The sequence below is a fragment of the Limosilactobacillus mucosae genome, assembly GCF_046939755.1.
Taxonomy (GTDB): domain Bacteria; phylum Bacillota; class Bacilli; order Lactobacillales; family Lactobacillaceae; genus Limosilactobacillus; species Limosilactobacillus mucosae_A.
This window is the reverse complement of sequence record NZ_JBKZAY010000002.1, coordinates 97,091-115,474: the sequence shown is the minus strand read 5'-3', so window position 1 is coordinate 115,474 and position 18,384 is coordinate 97,091. Positions and strand designations below refer to the sequence as shown.

Annotated in this window: 11 protein-coding genes and 1 pseudogene; 3 read left to right on the top strand and 9 right to left on the bottom strand. The window is 47.7% G+C overall.

All coding sequences use genetic code 11. The features are described from left to right. Positions 1–64: 64 nt before the first annotated feature. The 3 genes and pseudogenes from ACLUWI_RS01445 to ACLUWI_RS01435 all read right to left on the bottom strand — a co-directional run. Positions 65–313, bottom strand: a pseudogene (locus ACLUWI_RS01445) (Txe/YoeB family addiction module toxin); the annotation flags it as partial. Positions 314–328: 15 nt separating this feature from the next. Next, positions 329–592 carry a type II toxin-antitoxin system RelB/DinJ family antitoxin gene (locus ACLUWI_RS01440; RefSeq protein WP_272215936.1) on the bottom strand — a complete coding sequence of 88 codons (264 nt, stop codon included), beginning with the start codon at positions 590–592 and terminating at the stop codon, positions 329–331. A 110-nt stretch (positions 593–702) separates the two neighbouring features. Then, positions 703–1,992: an adenylosuccinate synthase gene (locus tag ACLUWI_RS01435; protein WP_412145857.1), complete on the bottom strand. Its 1,290-nt coding sequence runs from the start codon at positions 1,990–1,992 to the stop codon at positions 703–705. Positions 1,993–2,201: 209 nt separating this feature from the next. Between ACLUWI_RS01435 and ACLUWI_RS01430 the strand changes: the two genes are divergently transcribed. Continuing rightward, positions 2,202–3,176 carry a GMP reductase gene (locus tag ACLUWI_RS01430; RefSeq protein ID WP_033934575.1) on the top strand — a complete coding sequence of 325 codons (975 nt, stop codon included), beginning with the start codon at positions 2,202–2,204 and terminating at the stop codon, positions 3,174–3,176. 152 nt (positions 3,177–3,328) lie between these two features. Here ACLUWI_RS01430 and arcC read toward each other — a convergent pair whose 3' ends face one another. Together arcC and argF are read right to left on the bottom strand one after the other, a co-directional pair. Further along, entirely contained in the window at positions 3,329–4,261 is a 933-nt protein-coding gene (gene arcC / locus ACLUWI_RS01425; protein WP_412145856.1) for a carbamate kinase, read from the bottom strand. A 49-nt stretch (positions 4,262–4,310) separates the two neighbouring features. Beyond that, complete coding sequence (gene argF / locus ACLUWI_RS01420) at positions 4,311–5,312, bottom strand: ornithine carbamoyltransferase (protein WP_006500908.1); 1,002 nt, start codon at positions 5,310–5,312, stop codon at positions 4,311–4,313. 290 nt (positions 5,313–5,602) lie between these two features. Between argF and ACLUWI_RS01415 the strand changes: the two genes are divergently transcribed. Beyond that, positions 5,603–6,445, top strand: a complete 843-nt coding sequence (locus ACLUWI_RS01415) for a DNA-binding domain-containing protein (protein WP_412145855.1) — start codon at positions 5,603–5,605, stop codon at positions 6,443–6,445. A 36-nt stretch (positions 6,446–6,481) separates the two neighbouring features. Here ACLUWI_RS01415 and addA read toward each other — a convergent pair whose 3' ends face one another. From addA to cls, 3 genes are all read right to left on the bottom strand, one after another. Then, entirely contained in the window at positions 6,482–10,315 is a 3,834-nt protein-coding gene (addA, locus tag ACLUWI_RS01410) for a helicase-exonuclease AddAB subunit AddA (RefSeq protein WP_412145854.1), read from the bottom strand. Continuing rightward, entirely contained in the window at positions 10,308–14,021 is a 3,714-nt protein-coding gene (locus ACLUWI_RS01405; RefSeq protein ID WP_412145853.1) for a PD-(D/E)XK nuclease family protein, read from the bottom strand. The genes addA and ACLUWI_RS01405 overlap by 8 nt, the downstream gene beginning before the upstream one ends. A gap of 461 nt (positions 14,022–14,482) precedes the next feature. Then, positions 14,483–15,952, bottom strand: coding sequence for a cardiolipin synthase (cls, locus tag ACLUWI_RS01400; RefSeq protein ID WP_412145852.1), 1,470 nt, complete (start codon positions 15,950–15,952; stop codon positions 14,483–14,485). A gap of 122 nt (positions 15,953–16,074) precedes the next feature. Between cls and ACLUWI_RS01395 the strand changes: the two genes are divergently transcribed. Beyond that, the gene (locus ACLUWI_RS01395; RefSeq protein WP_412145851.1) at positions 16,075–16,209 is read left to right on the top strand and encodes a hypothetical protein; all 135 of its coding nucleotides are present in this window, start codon (positions 16,075–16,077) and stop codon (positions 16,207–16,209) included. Between the two features lie 34 nt (positions 16,210–16,243). Here ACLUWI_RS01395 and ACLUWI_RS01390 read toward each other — a convergent pair whose 3' ends face one another. After that, positions 16,244–18,367 (bottom strand): ATP-dependent Clp protease ATP-binding subunit, encoded by a 2,124-nt coding sequence (locus ACLUWI_RS01390; RefSeq protein ID WP_412145850.1) that lies wholly within the window; start codon positions 18,365–18,367, stop codon positions 16,244–16,246. Positions 18,368–18,384 lie beyond the last annotated feature (17 nt).

The following is an 18,384-nucleotide window of genomic DNA, read 5'->3' as shown; positions in this document are numbered from 1 at the left end:
TTATTAGAGTCAAGGTTCCTCTCTTCAAACCAAAAAGCCCGATACATTGCAGTACCGAGCCAGCTTAACTATCACAATGTGACTTGCATTGCAGAATTGTAAAATCACCTCTGCCTTCAGGAACGTAGACAAGACGATCAGTATCATTAATCCGCCGTGACCAGACACCACTTAAATTATGTTTTAAGGGTTCTGGCTTTCCGAGTCCCTTGTTATAACCGTCACGCTGGATAGATCTAATTAGCTTATTAATTCGCTTTAGAGTTTTCCTATCTTCATTTTGCCAAGCTACGTACTCTTCCCAAGCTTCTTCTTTTCAGAAAAACATCTAATCTTCCCCCAAAAGATCATGCTTCTCAATGCCTTTATCTTGTTTATATTCTGCGTACCGTTTTTCAAGCTCCTTGATATTGGCATCACTGTAAAAAGGACTGGCTTTTATTTCAAAAGGAATTTTTCGTTCATTGACCAATGCTTTGGTGGCAAGGGTAATCCAAACAGAGAAGTTTAATCCCATGTCATCCAAAATATCTTCAGCTTCTTTTTTCAATTCAGGATCCATACGAGCTGACACTTTTGTTGTGTTTGCCATATTAATCACCTCTTGTACCTATATTGTGGCTACATTGTACCCCAAAAATAATGAGAATTTCAAATCAAAAAGCCCGATACATTGCAGTACCGAGCCTAATTTAATTTTGATTAGCCTAACCAAGGATCATGCAAAATAATCGTCTGCTCACGGTCTGGGCCGACTGAGATCGTAGCCAATGGCGTTTGTGACAATTCACAGATCCGCTTTAGGTAGTTCTTGGCATTTTCTGGCAGCTCATCATAACTCTTGATCTGCGTAATGTCGCCTTCCCAACCTGGCAGCTCTTCATAAACCGGTTCGCAGCGATCCAGTTCGGCCAAGCTGGCTGGGTAGTAGTCGATTTCTTGACCATCCAGACGGTAGGCCTTGCAGATCTTGACCGTTTTCAAGCCAGACAAGACGTCAAGCAGGTTCAGACTCAGGTAGGTCATGCCATCAACTCGACGCGCATGGCGCATGGCAACTGAGTCAAACCAACCAACCCGCCGTGGACGACCGGTTACGACCCCGTATTCATGACCAACTTCGCGAATGTGGGCACCAATCTCATCATGTAGCTCAGTTGGGAAAGGACCAGCCCCAACCCGCGTGCAGTAAGCCTTGCAGATGCCAACGACCGTATCGATCTGGTTAGGTCCCACACCCGCTCCGGTTGGCGCTCCGGCAGCTCCCGAATTAGAAGAGGTAACGTATGGGTAGGTACCATCGTCAATATCCAGCATCGTTCCCTGCGCGCCTTCAAACAATACTTTTTTGCCGGCATCCAATTCATCATTGACCAACAGAGAGGTGTCAGTAACGTATTTCTTCAGTTCTTGACCGTACTCGTAATATTCATTAAAGATGTCATCAAATTTGAGCGGCTCAACATGGTAGATCTTCGTAAACAGCTCGTTTTTGGCAGCCAGGTTAGCTCGCAGCTTTTCAGCAAAGACATCGCGTTCCAATAAGTCGCACATCCGAATCCCAGTTCGCGCAACCTTATCCATATAGGTTGGACCAATCCCTTTTTGCGTCGTGCCAACCTTCTTGTCACCCTTAGCCTCTTCTTGGCACTTGTCAAGAAGCAGGTGGTAAGGCAGGGTAACATGGGCGCGGTTAGAAATTCTAAGACCATCCGTGCTGATGCCATTATCATTTAAGTAATGGATTTCTTCAAGCAGTGCCTTAGGGTTTACCACGACCCCATTACCAATCACGGAAAGCTTTTTAGCGCCGAAAATCCCTGATGGAATCAAGCGCAGAGCAAATTTTTTGCCGTCAAAGCTGATGGAATGGCCGGCATTGTTGCCCCCCTGCGAACGAACGACGACATCGGCTTCCTGACTAAGATAGTCGGTCATTTTGCCCTTGCCTTCGTCGCCCCATTGACTGCCGACGATTACTACTGATGCCATTAATTAGTCACCTCATCTAAAATTTCTTTATGAGCACGTACTTACTTAATGATATTATACGATTTACCAAAAATTTGCAAGATATTAACCGAACGTTTTCAAAAACCCTAATCAGAAATGTGCGTTTTATGCTTGACGGCATGAATTTGTTTGTGCATAATAGCTAAGGTTTAACGTATTACATTTTTACCAAAAAGGAGCCTTGACTCATGGAAACTTTTGATTACGATGACATTCAACTGGTGCCTAACAAGTGCATCATCAAGAGTCGCAGCGAAGCCGATACCAGCGTTAAGTTTGGTCCCAAGACTTTCAAGATTCCCGTCGTTCCTGCCAACATGGAGAGCGTAATTGACGAGGATCTGGCAATCTGGCTGGCCCAAAACGACTACTACTATGTAATGCATCGTTTCCAGCCCGAAGACCGTGCCGATTTCGTTAAGCGCATGCACGACCGCGGTTTATTTGCCTCTATTTCGGTTGGAATCAAAGATAGTGAATACGATTTTATCGATCAATTAAAATCCGAACATTTAGTCCCAGAATACATTACAATTGATGTTGCTCACGGACACTCAGACTATGTAATTAAAATGATTCGTTATATTAAGCAACAATTACCTGAATCATTCTTAACTGCCGGCAACGTTGCCACTCCTGAAGCTGTTCGGGAACTGGAGAATGCCGGTGCGGATGCTACCAAGGTCGGCGTCGGTCCTGGTAAAGCCTGCATCACCAAGCTCAAGACCGGCTTTGGAACTGGTGGCTGGCAACTAGCCGCACTGCGTCTGTGCAGTAAGGCCGCCAGCAAGCCGCTGATTGCCGATGGTGGAATTCGGCATAACGGTGATATTGCCAAATCGGTTCGTTTCGGCGCCTCAATGGTCATGATTGGCTCGCTCTTGGCTGGTCACCAGGAATCTCCTGGTCATCTGATCACCATCGACGGCAAGCGCTACAAGCAGTACTGGGGCTCGGCTTCCGAAGTGCAAAAAGGTGCCTACCGCAATGTCGAAGGCAAGCAGATGCTGGTCCCATTCCGCGGTTCAATTAAAGACACGCTGCTGGAAATGCAAGAAGATCTGCAGTCTTCAATCTCATATGCCGGGGGCCGCGACCTTAAGTCAATTACCAAAGTTGACTACGTGGTTGTTAAAAACTCCATCCTAAACGGCGACTACTAACCATGAAAGGATCAGTCTTGCCTGACTGATCCCTTTTTATTTATATTAGCTGCATCAAAAAAGTCGCCCCGCGTTTTGCGAGACGACTCTTTTTGCTATTGGTATTAATGCTTAGGAGACTTACGTCAGTGGATTTAAGGAGTTATTTTGAACTAGCCATCAACGATAACCGTACCCAGCTTGCCAGCCAAGGCATCCTTCAAACCGCTCAGTGAAGTGATGATGGCTTCACGGTCTGGATGATCCTTAACGAATGACATGCAGGCTTCGATCTTAGGCAGCATACTGCCGGCAGCAAACTGCTTTTCGTCGATGTACTTCTTGGCTTCAGAAATCGTTAACTTCTTCAGCGTCTTTTGATCTGGTTGGTTGTAGTGAACATAGACATAGTCAACCGCCGTCAAAATGATCAGCTTGTCGGCATTGATGTTGTCGGCCAGCAGGGCACTCGTCCGGTCCTTGTCGATAACGGCTGGCACGCCTTGCAGACCTTCATCAGTAAAGACAACGGGAACCCCGCCCCCGCCACCTGCGATTACCAAGTCGCCGGCTTCGATCAGCTTGTTGATGCTGTCGATTTCCAAAATCCGCTTTGGCAGCGGTGATGGAACGACTTGACGGTAGCCGCGACCTGCGTCTTCAACAAACGTGTAGCCTTTTTCTTTTTCGATTGCTTCGGCTTGTTCCTTAGTATAGAAATCACCAACTGGCTTCGTTGGATTCTCAAAAGCTTGGTCCTTTGGATCAACAGCAACTTGCGTAACCATCGTAACCACGTTCTTGTTCATCCAGCGACGATGCAGTTCGTTTTGCAGACTTTGCTGCAGGTGGTAGCCGATGTAGCCTTGGCTCATTGCACCACATTCTGGGAATGGGAAGGCAGGTGCCTTGCCATTTTCAGCGGCATAGTTCATACCCAGGTTGATCGCCCCAACCTGTGGACCATTCCCATGACTGATAACTACTTGATTGCCTGAAGATACCAGGCTGATCAAAGACCAAGCCGTGTTCTTAACCAATTCAAGCTGTTCTTCAGGTGTCTTGCCTAAAGCATTGCCCCCTAATGCAACTACTACTTTAGCCATATGCAGTTCCCCCTTGGTAATAGAATCAATTAATAATTTGGATGTTTAATTATTCACCAAGAGTGGCAACCATAACGGCTTTGATGGTGTGCATCCGGTTTTCGGCTTCACGGAAGACAACGGAGTGCTTGCTTTCAAAGACTTCGTCAGTAACTTCCATTTCCTTAAGGCCAAACTTCTTTTCGATTTCACGACCAACTTCAGTGTCCAGGTTGTGGAATGCAGGCAGACAGTGTTCGAAGATAACGTTAGGGTTTTCAGTAGCCTTCATAACGTCCATCGTTACTTGGTATGGCTTCAGCAGCTTGATGCGCTTTTCCCACATGTCGTCGGATTCACCCATGGATACCCAAACGTCGGCGTAGATAACGTCCATGCCCTTGACACCTTCTTTGATGTCGTTGGTTACGACGATCTTGGCACCAGTTTCCTTGGCGATTTCGTTAGCCTTGTCCAGCGTTTCCTTAGTTGGTTCAAGTTCCTTAGGCGTTACAACGTGGTATTCCATCCCCATAACAGCGGCACCCAGCATCAGAGCGTTGGATACGTTATCTTGACCGTCACCAACAAAGGCAAACTTGATGTCTTGGTAGTTCTTCTTCAGAACTTCCTTAGCCGTCAGGAAGTCAGCCAGAACTTGGGTTGGGTGGTCTTCGTCAGTCAGACCGTTCCAAACTGGAACACCAGAGTACTTAGCCAGGATTTCAACGTTGCGTTGGGAGAAACCACGGTATTCAATACCATCGAACATCCCACCCAATACGCGAGCCGTGTCCTTAACGGATTCCTTGTGGCCAATGTGAGAACCAGATGGGCCAAGGTAAGTTACGTGAGCACCTTCGTCTTTGGCACCAACTTCAAATGAACAACGAGTACGAGTAGAACTCTTTTCAAAAATCAGGGCAATGTTCTTGCCTTCCAGACGCTTGCCTTCATTGCCCGTGTACTTAGCCTTTTTCAAATCTTCGGCCAGGTTCAGCATGTATTCCATTTCACGGGTGTTAAAGTCAGCCAGTGTTAAGAAACTGCGGTTACGTAAGTTAAATGACATTTTTAAGTTCCTCCTTCTTAATTACAGTCTCTATCATAGAAACCGTTTTCAATAATCTTCATAATGATTCAAAATACTTCAAAAGAAAAATTTATTTTTTTGGTTATCTTAATCTTGATATATCAAGGAATGTAAACGCTATCTTAGAAATATGCATTAAATCGGTGCATAAAACATTACCACTCAAAAAGGGATGTTGCCAATCAACTAAAAATGTTAAAATTCAAGAAGCATCAAAAAGTTTCCAAAAACTTCAATTTGAGAATGTTTATGCTTTAGGAGGTATTTTTATGAATTTTTACATTGCTGACGATGATCCGGATACCATCGATCTGCTTAGCGATTTGATTGAAAACGACTTTAACAATTCAATCGTTGGCGTCGCCGATAATCCTCAGCAGGCCTATGATGATCTTTTACGGCTGCGCGTCGATATCATGCTGGTCGACTATGGCATGCCAGTAATGTCAGGAATTCAGCTGATTGAGAAACTAAAAGCCGCTAACAGTCAGCCGCATTTTATCATGATGTCTTCGGTAAGTGATTCTAAGACGCGGACAGCTGCCTACCAGGCTGGCATTGACTTTTTCCTGGAAAAGCCAATCAACCTGGCCGAAACCAAGCATGTTATTCGGCTCATTGCCAGCTATACGCTAATGACCGACAAACTCAACCGTATTTTTGAGCTGGTTGGCAGCAGCGCTCCTTATCATCTCCCCCAGTCGCAGCAGCGTCAGCAGGTTGACCGTATCAAATCAATTCTGCGCTTTTTAGGCATCACGGCAGAAACCGGCTGCCAGGATATTATTCGCATTATTTCACTAATGGTGGATCAAAAACTGGGCTTCAACGACATTGATTTTGCCAACGTACTGCATTTTGACGCGCATACCAAAAAAATTGTCTTTCAAAGAATTCGGCGGGCTTTAAAAGTCGGTCTCAACAATCTCGGCAACATGTTTTTGGACTATCCGGAAAATGAGATCTTAATGGAATATGCCAACAACCTTTTCGGCTATAAAAACGTGCATAATGAAGTGCTCAAGCTTAAAGGCGTTCAAACCAATGGCGGACAGATCTCACTGCAGCACTTTTTTGACGGTCTGCTGCAGGAAAGCATCATTGAAAAATAGCCAAAATGGGAAACAGCTGCTACCGTTTCCCATTTTTTAGATCTCTTTTAACTCACGGGCAGCCACCAGATACAGCCAGCGATGCGCAACTTTTTGCCGTTCGATATTCTGCAGCGCGCCGGCATACAGGTTCAACTGACCGCTGTAACGATCAACGATCCGCTGCTCAGAACGTTCCTTTAGCGCCGCCGTTGATTGATCAACATGGTCGGTTTTATAGTCAAACAGTTCCAAACCATCATCACCGACAAAATAGCCGTCGATAATCCCGTGAATCAATACGGGAGCATCCTCTTTTTCATCTGCCAGATTCTTAAAGAGCTGGGCGGCATTGATCAGCATGGAAAAAGGTGCCTCCCGCCGCAGACTGGCCGCGTGCGCCAAAATTCGCTGACCAAGCTCAGTTTGATAGAAGGCTACGATGCCATCAACGTCAATGGCATCGGCCAGCTCATCACTGCTTAGCAACTGATCCATTTTTAATTGAGCAATCGTTTGACTGACTAGCTCAGCATCTACCTTACCGCCGCTTAGGTCCAGTTTTTGAAAAACCAAATGCGTTGCCGTTCCGATTTCAGTTGCCGAGGGCTGATGTTTTTGAGTCATCATAAACTTAGGCTGGGCAAAATCATCACTGCGATACCAGCCGCTTGTCTTGACCTGCTGTTGATCAAAAGTCAGCCGCCCCATTTCACGATCGTCAGGGTCCTGGACGGCAAACAGCTGCTTGATATCGCTGACTGCTTGATAGGCCGTTGTCATTACTGCTTCAGGATGCGAATACTTCATTTCCACGACCTGTTTAAAGGCCTGCTGCTGTTTAGGCGTCAGCTGTGTTGTTGGAGCAGTGGTTTCCTTAGCCTGTTCGCCACGCTGGGCCGCCAGATTCTCAAGCTGTTTTTGAACCTGTGTTTGATTATAGCGCTGAGCAAAGAAATCGCCTTCGCTGGTCTGCCAGGCAGCTTCATCATCGTTGGCCTCCATTCCCAGATCAGCCAGATCAAAATCAGCTGCCCGCACCATTCCCATACCGATCCAGTCCAAAAACGAATGAGCATTGAGCCGAGCCTGGGAGCCAATAACGGCAGTACTGCTCTGCAGGGCCTTTTGCCAAGTTTTGGCGGTCTGCTTCAATCCTGAGCGACCGGTGCCTTCTTTATTTTCATTGACTGAACCAGTAATGATCAAACGCTGCTGAGCCCGTGTCAAGGCAACATACAAGACCCGCAGATCCTCCGCCCGGCTGCTGGCTCGCTGGGCTTCAATAATCAGATTGCGCTGTGGCAGATCATAGAGAATCTGTGGCAATGCGTCAGGTGCCTGGTCCGCGGCTCGACCAAGATACTTGATGCCCAGACCCGCGTTGGCATCAATAATCGCCTTGCCGTTTTCATCCTTAAAGCCGTGCGCCGTGTCGATCAAAAAGACCACGGGAAATTCCAGCCCCTTGGCACCATGGATCGTCATGACGTTAACGGTATCGCTGGCAAGCTGTGCGGGAGCCTCACCAAGATCCTGATTGCGTTTTTGCATGCGCTCGACGAACCGAATGAATTGATACAACCCCTTAAAGCTGCTTTCTTCATAGCCATGTGCTCGTTCATACAAGGCATGCAGATTAGCCTGCCGCTGCTGACCGCCTGGCATACCAGCCACATAGTCCAGATAACCGGTTTCTTGATAGATCGTCCAAATCAATTCAACCAATGAACGTCGCTGGGCAATGTCATGAAACTCATGCAGCTGATCCAAAAAGCGGGCCGTCCTTTGATACAGCGCTGCCAGGTCAATACCATACGGATGATCATCAAGCAGCTTTAAATCATGATAGGTCGTTACGAATCGCTCCAAAGCTTGGAAATACTGGTCATGCCGGTCATTGATGCGCAGATAGGCCATTTCCGGCTCCGTCAGTCCAACGATTGGCGAGCGCAAAACGGCAACCAGCGGAATATCTTGATATGGATTGTCGATAATCTTCAACAATGAAACGATCGTCCGCACCTCGGTCGATTTAAAATAGTTTTCCACGCCATGAACAGTCAACGGAATATTCAATGAGGCAAACTCATTAACCAGCGTGTTGTTGATTGACTTGGCCCGTTCCAAAAGTACGATATCGCCTGGTTTGATGTCACGATGACCATCGGGAGCTTCAGGATCAAAAATCTGTTCATGATTATCCAACATTTGACGAATCCGCATGCCGACCATCCGCAGCTCACCTGACTGACGATCAGCCTCATGACTGGCATTGGCATCGTTGTCCTCAGCATTGGCATCATAGAGCATCACCTCGACCGGCTTAACCTGCTCTTTAGGATACCATTGCGCGGCAAACTTCAAATGGGCCGCCTCATCATAGTCCATCTCACCAACCTGATGATCCATCAGCTGACTGAACAGCAGGTTGGTAAAATCGGTCACGTTAGGCATGGAGCGAAAGTTTTCGGCCAGGTTGATCAGCTCACCTGGTGAATTCGGCTGCAGCTGATCAACACTGACAAACGTTTCATATTTATGCAGAAACATCGTCGGGTCAGCCTGCCGGAACCGATAGATCGACTGCTTGACGTCACCAACCATAAACAGCCGATTAACGCTTGGGTCATGGAGCTGTTGAAGAATCTTTTCCTGCAGCGGATTGGTGTCTTGATACTCATCAATCATAATCTCTTTAAAGTGTCGCTGCAGGTTCTTTAAAGTCTGCTTGCCGGCATTCGTATCAACTGTCAGAATCTGATAGGCATAGTGCTCCAAGTCGGAAAAATCAAGCAGGTGCCGCTGCAGCTTGACTTGCTGATAGTTTTTTCGATACTGCCAGGCTACCTGAACCAATTCATCAACGACCTTTTTAGCCCCCGCCGACAGCTTGACCAGTAGATTGGCATCCATAAAGTAGTGATCATGCAGACTTTGAATCTGTTCGCGCAGCTCGTTGCGTGAATCCTTGATCGCATCATATGCCGCCAATGCAGCCGTTTCATCTTTTTTTGGCCGCCCTTTGATCGTTGGAAACATTTTTTTGGTCAGTTGGGCGCCGATTGCTTCCCAAGTACCGGTTTGCGTCAGCTTTAGCAGCTGCACGACCCGCTCGGCATCGTCAGCCAGCAGCTGTGAGGTCGTTACCAAGTCAGCTGCCTGGGCCTGATGAGTCAGCGTGACAAAATCGGCATGAATCTGCTTTAGTTCACGCTGCAGAACTGGCAGCAGCTGTTTTTGATAAAAGTTCGACTTGGTCGGCTCTTCATCGTTCAGCTCATATAATTTAGGTAACCGCCAAAGCCAGGCCTGCGGGTCAGCCTGCGCGTTGGCAACTCGATCCAGTTCCATGACGATATCGCTCAGCGCGTCATCACTGCGATCATTGACAAAGTTCATCACCAGCCGCTCAAATGGCCGCTGGCTGGGATCCTTAATCAGCGCGTCTCTGGCATACAGTTCTTCTCTAAGATCGTCCCAGACCTGGTCTTGCAAAAGGAGCGTCTCGGTTTCATCGGTCAGGAGGCGAAACTGCGGATCCAAATCAATCAAATAGTAGTAGCGCTTGATCAGCTGTTGGCAAAAGGCATGAATCGTACTGATATGGGCAATCGCCAGCCGGTTGATCTGATCGCGCAGATGACGATTGTTGGCCTCTTTTTCCAAGCGGCGCCGAATCCGATCGCGCATGTTGTCGGCTGCTTCGTTGGTAAAAGTAACCATCAGCAGCTGATCGATGTTGAGATTAGGATCTTCTTTCAGCATTTTGATAACGCGGTCAACCAATACCGTCGTTTTCCCCGCGCCAGCCGATGCCGATACTAAAATATCATGGGTTCTGGCATCAATGGCTCGCTGCTGCTGTGGCGTAAACTTGGTATCACTCATGTTTTTCCCCCTGTGATTCTTGTTTCAGCTTTTCCTGCACGTCGCGTTCGGTTAGTAGAATGTCACGGTAGTTCTTTTGATCCAGCATTGGGTCGAAACGGTAGATGTCTTGATAGTCGCTGTATTGCAGACCATCTCGCTTATCGAGCCGATATGGCCGCAAAGACGTATCCCCAGCAAAGATCTGAGTCGCCGCGTTAACGATGCGTTCCTGATTGCGCTGCAAAAGAGCGGCTAGCTGCGCTTCGTCAACCAGTGCCATGCCGCTGTTAGCCTTAATACTGCCGTTCTTAAAGGCACGCAGGCTCAGAATCTGCGGCTTGAAATTGTCAAAGCCCTGATCCAGATCATTCAGCAATTGCCGATTGTTCAGCAGGACCCCTCGGTAGCGATGACTCTTTAATTCTTCAGATGCCAGACTGCCGCTGAGATCCTCCCATTTAAAGACGGGGTTCTGCAGGTGCAGGTACATAGCCCCGGCGATCTTGGCTGACTGCTGATTCAGTTTAAGCTGGTGGCTGAGGCTGTTTAGATACGACAGCATCTGCAGTGCCAAGCCGTCATAGGCCTCGACCAGATTAAACTGCTGATTGCCAGATTTGTAGTCGACCACCATCAAATACGGCTCCTGATTCAGCTCAACGGAATCAATCCGGTCGATTCGGCCACGCAGATAGACCTTGTGACCATGATCAAGCGGGTAAATCAATGGCGCAAAGCTATGCTGGCCTTGATCATTCAAGTCCATCACGCCGAATTTCTGTTCCGTTACCACGTTTTTGGCACGCGTCAGCTTGGATTGATCACGCAAAACCCGCGTCATTGTTTCTACCAGACGTTCCAGCTGCCGCTTGCGAAAGGCCAATCGCTGATAGTTCTGCGTCAATTGAATCAACTGCGGCTGCTGATCAAAGGCCCAAGCCATTGCCTGATGGGTAAGATGCTGCAGCTGATCATCGGTCAATTGGCTGAGCTCTAAACCTTGTTCACTAAGCAGCCGCATGAAGCAATCCAGACTGTCATGGAAAAACGTCCCGGATTTATCGGCCGAGATTTCCAGCTCTTCTCGTTTTTGAATGCGCAGCCCATATTTAAGAAAGTATTCATATGGGTTGCGATAATAGTCCTGCAATTGAGAGATTGAGGCATACAGCGTGTCATGCTGCAGCGCGGGCACGATTTCTCGTGGCTGTTCGCCATTCTGCAATGCCTGCGTCCGTGCATCCAATGCTTCCGGATCCCATTGGCCATACAGCCGTTCCGCCAAATCAGCCGGCAGCGGCGTCGTTTCGTTGGTATAATCAAGACTTTGTGCCGTCCAGTCATAGCGCTTGACTTTTTGTTCCATCAGCTCGCTTAAAAAGCGCCAGGCCGCGCCCAATGGCTGATGATCATCCAATGCCTGCCGTTTGACCCGCATCAGCGTGCCCAACACTGCAAATGGCGCGCTGACAAATGGCCAGGCAACGGTTGCGGTATCTTGCGGCTGGGCCATAAACGGCAAATCATCTTTGAGGCATTTCTTGTCAGCATCCCACCGATCAAACGCCATTGCCAGATCAATCATATAAGGCGACATGCCAAGCGGTTTTTCATCATTGCCGATCTGCGGTGCCGAAATAATCAAACGCTGACGACCGCTCATAAAGCCTAGATAGTTTAAAAACGGCTCGTTGCGCATTTCTTCAACGCCACTGGCTGGCAGAAACTGCTCATCATCTAGACAGGCATTCAGCAGCTCACGGTCCGGATCACTAAGCAGGCCTGTAGCTGATTTGGCTTCTGGCATAACGTCGCTGGTTGCGCCCATCATAAAGACGACTTTGCGCGTGGTGGTTTGAACGATCCCGGTTTCTGAAATCACGATCTGATCCAGAGTTGACGGAATCTGCGAGTATTGCGCGGCCTCAAAACCAGCCATCAGCAAATCAGCAAACTCATCAATTAAAAATGGCTGCTGCTGACCTAAAATCTGGACGTACTCATCCAACAGATTACAAAAAACCTGCCAGACTTGCTGGGGTTCTTGAGCCCTTGCCAGATCAGAGTGGCTGTCGGCAATTGACCATTCCTCCAGCCGCTTGACAACGCCGGCGCTGACCAAAAAGCCATACAGTGCCTTGGCCGCCGCCGTACCGTTTTCTGCTTGATCAAGCTGGCTGAAGAATTTTTGCAGTCCGCGGACGTAATCCTTGACGACGTTTAACGGTGCCGAGGCATACTGATCGCGTTTCTGCATATCCGGATGGTGCCGCAGCTCTTCGGTATCTACGTTAGGATCAAAATGCCATTTCTGACTGCTCAGCCAATCATCACCTGTACGGCCATACTGGAGACACCAGTTTTCCGTTTGGTAGACGGCCTTTTGGAAATATTTTTGGGTAACGGGCCGTCCCAGATCATCATGCATTTGTTGTGGAATCAGCAGTCCTGTTTTTAAAAGATGCATAACATCGCTGGTCGCAAAATGACGCTGATAGACCTTAAACAACGCTTCGATCAGATTTACCAAGGGATGATTGTTCATTAAGCGCTCAAGGTCATTAAAGATCGGCACCTCATGCGCTTTAAAAACCGACTCAAGCATCGTGGCATAGCCGTCCAGATGACGCGTCAAAATCAAGAAGTCACGGTAGCGGTACTGGCCCGTACTGACCAGCTGACGGATCTTGGCCGCGATCAGATTCAGCTCGGCCACGCGATTGGGCGCCGTAAAGAACTGAATGCTTTTAGAATCTTGAAGCGGCGCGCTCGGCAGTTCATTCAGCATCTGAGCCTGAGCCGCCAAGACACGATCCAGCACCTGCAGATCTGCAGTCACGCGCGGCTGGTCAGCCATCACGTCAGCCAACTGCTTGACGCCCGGCGTTTGTTTGGCGAACTTGGATAAGCGGTAGTACTGACGCCCCGCTTCATAAAATAGATTATGCTCATCCGGCAGCTGACTTTGGTACGGACGATCCAAAACCAGTGCAATCGTAGTCGCCTGGGCATTTTTGATCAGTGCTTGTACGATCTGCAGCTCACGAGCCGTAAACTGTGAAAACCGGTCCAGATAAAAATAGGCATGTGACAGATCCTTTTGCTGCAGATATTTCACCAAAAGCGCGTCAATCTGACTGATATCTTGATAGTCGCCCAGTGCCTTAACGAATTTGCCATAAATCAAAAAAATAACTTTAAGCTTAGCCTGCCAGACGTCATCTAAGATCTGATGATTGTCTTTAGCCCAGGTCTGCGCGCGTTCTATAATGGCAGCATAGTCGGTTGGTGCAATCCGGGCCGTCTGCAGCTCAGTCAGCTGTTGAGTCAGTTCTTTGATAAAACCTGGCCGCTTGATTTCGCCGGCAAACATCTGCATTTCATTTTGATGCTGGTTGACGATCTGAGCCGTCAGCATCGTAAGCCCAGTTGGCGAAAGCCGCGGTGCCTGAAAAGCCGGCGTGTCGCGCAGCAGGTACCAAGCTAGACGACTAAACGACAATACCTGCACCTTCATCTGAGCATATGGCTGATCCTGATCCTGTTCAGCTGTACTTTTCAGCCGATTCAGTACTTCGATTTCAGTTGCAAACTTAATATGGTTGGGAACCAGGTAAAAGAACTCGCCTTTGGGGTCAGCAGCCAGCTGATGTTTCAGCTCAGCCAGCAGATTAGCCTGATGATCATACGCGGCCGTCCCCAAAATAAATCTTAAGCTGCTCATTAAATCGCTCCTCCGTTTTGATTGATTGACTTAATTTTATCATGCACCCCCGCCGTTAAAGACCGTGACTACCAATTCTGTTTTTAATTATAATCAGCAAAGTTTGTGATTTAGTGATCAATAATATCACGCATTAAGAATCCCTTTAATATCAACATTTTTCATCGTTTTAAAATAAAAATCACAAATTTTAATTTCTTGGTTGTCTTTGTTAGATAAAAGTGGTTTAATGTAATTGTTACTTAGTGAGCAATAACTAAGTTAAGGTTAGGACTTCCATCCCAATAAAGTCATCTTTTATCTCAAATTCAAATCTCTCTACTCCATACTTGGTGGTTTTTAATCGCCTCAATGATAACTTTTTTGATATGTCAGTCCAACTGACGTCCTAACCCGTTGAAATAAAAAACACGGTGGCCAATCCTTGGTCATCGTGTTTTTTATTATTCGGTCATCCAGCATTACAGAATCGGTGAGAACAGGCGCGAGAACGTCTGCTTAAAGCGCAGCCATACTGGTTGAGTCGCGAACATTTCCGGCGTCATTACCTTACAGTCGCGAATATCATTGACAAAGATCTGTTCCAGTTGATCCGTTATGCGGTGATCATACATAAAGGCATTGATTTCAAAGTTGAGCTTGAAGCTGCGAAAATCGAGGTTGGCCGACCCAACTGAGGCCATCTTGCCATCCACGACCATGGTTTTGGCATGCAGGAAGCCATTTTGATAAAAGTAGATGGTTGCCCCTTCGTTAGCCAGCTGATGAGCATAGTACTGCGTTGCCCGGTAGACGAAGGGATGGTCCGGTTTGCATGGAATCATGATGCGAACATCAACGCCAGAATGAATGGCAATCCGCAAAGCATCCAAGACACTGTCGTCAGGAATCAGATAAGGCGTTTGAATCCAGATATGATCCTGCGCCGCGTTGATCAGCCGCAGATAGCCAAGCTTGATTTTTTCCAATGGCGATTCTGGGCCATTGGCAACGATCTGCAAAGCGGTGTTGCCCTGCTTAACCGTAATCGGTGGGAAATATGGCCGATAGTGGATGATCTTATCCTGCATGTGGCGCTGAGAAGCGTTCCAGTCACGAATAAATCGCTGCTGCAATGAGTAGACGCCCCCGCCGATCACGCGCAGATGCGTATCACGCCAATAACCAAACTTAGGCAGTCTTCCCAAGTACTGGTCACCGACGTTAAAGCCGCCCACGTAACCAATCTTGCCATCAATGGTGACGATTTTTCGGTGATCACGATAATTCAGTCGAAAATCAAACAAGTTACTGTGTGTCATCAAGAAAGGCTCAGCCAGACCGCCATTTTGTCTTAAAGCATCATAAAAACTGCGCTTGACACCCATTGAGCCCCACGAGTCATATAAAACTCGGACCTCAACGCCTTCTGCTGCCTTCTGCTCCAACAGTGTGCGCAGCTGATTGCCGATCTGGTCGTTATAGATCGTGTAAAACTCAATATGGATGCTTTTTTGGGCATTAGCTAGATCATCAAACATCTTTTGAAACAGCCTTTGCCCATCCGTATAGATATCAACCTGATTATGCCGAGTCAAAAACGCGTTGTCGATGCTTTGAAACAGCATGATCGTCCGTCGATACATGCGCATGGTCTGTTTTTTAGGCCGTGGCATATCCAAAAACTGTTTTTTCTGTTCTTCTAAGGCCGCGCTCAGTTCCAGTTCCGTTTGCGACTGAATCCGTTCCATCTTGTCCTGGGGCAGTTTGCGTCCTAAAAATGCATATAGAATAAAGCCCAGCACCGGGATTAGGGTTAAAACCAGCAGCCATGCCCAGGTCGCGGCAATATCGCGCTTTTCACGAAATACCGTATAAAGCGCGGCAATTTCGTTGATTAAGATAATTCCCCAAATAATCAACTTGATAATCTGCCACGTCGTTAAAAGCATTGTTCTACCTTCCTTTCGCTTGCTTTTTTTATTCTAACGCACCTTTTGATTCGAACCAACAACTTAATTGCGCTATAATTTTTCGAAATATGATAACTATTGTTAAAAAGGAATGAACGACTATGTTTAACTCACTGCCATTGGGAATCGGCCAGTACCATCTGTTTCACGAACTGTTCAAGGCCAATCCACGACTGGCGATTATCGTTTTGGCGCTGATTGTCATTTTGGCAATCTATTTGAATCGACGCCATTAAAAAAAGAGCTGGCTTTTTACCAGCTCTTTTTTGCTTATTCAGCTTTTGGTGCTTGATAGTCTTTGTTTTCGCTAATAACCAGCTTGCCATCCTGCATGTCGGCGCGCAGATGCTTAACGTCCAGGTGATCCAGATAGTAGTCGGTAACCTGGTCGCGAATCTGCTGTTCAACGACCCGCCGTAATGGACGAGCCCCCATTGCCTCATCATAGCCTTGGTCAATCAAGAAGTTCTTGGCTTCCTCGCTGACTGCAACGTCCATGCCTTTCTTAGCCAGGGTCTTGTTGACGTCTTTAAGCATCAGGTCAACGATTTGCTTGAGATCCTCTTTCGTCAGGTGGTGGAATTCGACAATGGCGTTAAATCGATTGAGGAATTCAGGACGGAAGTATGGCTCCAGCCGCTTGGTTAGGCTTTCTTCATTATTGTCAGCCGCCTTGATCATGGCATCACTGGAATAGCCGGCATTGGAAGTGGCAATAATGATCGTGTTCTTAAAGTCAACCGTATTGCCTTGACCATCCGTCAGCCGCCCATCATCCAGCACTTGCAAAAGCAGCGTAATGACTTGCGGATCAGCCTTTTCAATTTCATCAAGCAGCACGATTGAGTAAGGATGACGACGAACCTTTTCCGTCAGCGTATTGCTGTTGTCATCATAGCCAACGTAGCCGGCCGTAGTCCCAATCAGCTTGGAAACGGCCGTCCGATCAGAGTATTCGGACATGTCGAGTCGAATAATGTCGTCTTTGTTGCCGAACATATCCAAAGCCAATTGCTTAGCCAGTTCAGTCTTCCCGACCCCGGTTGGTCCAACGAACAGGAAGCTGCCGATGGGACGATTGCCTTCATCAAAGCCGGCCCGGTTCCGCCGAATTGCACGGGCAACGGCATCAACGGCCTCATCTTGACCGATGACCTTGCTCTTGAGTCGACCAGCCAGGCCTTTAAGCCGTTCAATATCACTGGCGCCCATCTTGGAAACCGGAATGCCAGTCAGCCGTTCAACCGAATCAGCAACATCACTAGGCGTTGCCGTAACTTTTTCAGAAGCCGAGTGATCTGCCAATTCCTTTTTCAGATCGGCAATCTTATCCTTGCACTGCTGAGCCTTTTGATAGTCTTCTTTTTCAGCAGCTTCGTTTTGTTCTTTTTCAATCCGCTTGATCTCGGCTTCAATCTCTTTGGCATCCTTGACTGGGTGCTTAGCTGCCAGGTGTGCGGCCGTCATGTCGACCAGGTCAATGGCCTTGTCTGGCAAGCTGCGCTGTGGAATGTATTGAACCGAATAGTCAATCGCAGCCTTTAAGACATTATCCGGCAGCGTGACGTTGTGATGCTTTTCATACAGACCACGAATCCCCTGCAGGATCTTAAACGTATCTTCCTTGCTTGGCGCGTTAACGACCACTGGATTGAACCGCCGCGACAAGGCTGCATCCTTCATGATCGTGTTGCGGTATTCGTCCTGCGTCGTGGCACCAATAATCGTAATCTCGCCTCTGGACAGGGCCGGCTTCAAAATGTCAGACATCCCTTTTGAGCCATTGCCATCGCCAGAGCTGCCGGCACCAATAATCTGATGAATCTCGTCAAAGAACAGGATCACGTTGCCAGCTTTTTTGACTTCATCAACCAGCTTTTGCATATTTTCCTCAAAGCTGCCTCGGTATTGCGTTCCGGCTTCCAGACTGGAAATATCGATGCTGATGATCTGCTTGTTTTTAATTGCGGCTGGGACATCGCCGTTAACGATGGCTTGGGCCAAACCTTCAACGACCGCCGTCTTACCAACCCCGGCATCACCAACCAAAACTGGATTGTTCTTGATTCGGCGACTGAGGATTTCCGCGGTTTCTTGAATTTCTTTGTTACGACCAATGACTGGATCCAATTTGCCAGCCTTGGCTTCTTCTGTTAAATTGCGCCCCAGCTTTGCCAGCATGCCGCCTTTTTTAGGTGCCTTCGCAGTTGGCTGCTTGGCATCTGCTTGCGGCAGCTTACCGGTTCTTCGATACTGAGCGTACTCTTCTGGGGTCACTTCACGTCCATTGATCAGATAGCGGCGATTTTCGGTATTAAAACCATTCAAGCCGCCCATCATCTGGTTAAAAATGTCATTCATGTCATCGAATGGATCTACTGGAATTTGTGCCATAAGCTATTCCCCCTATT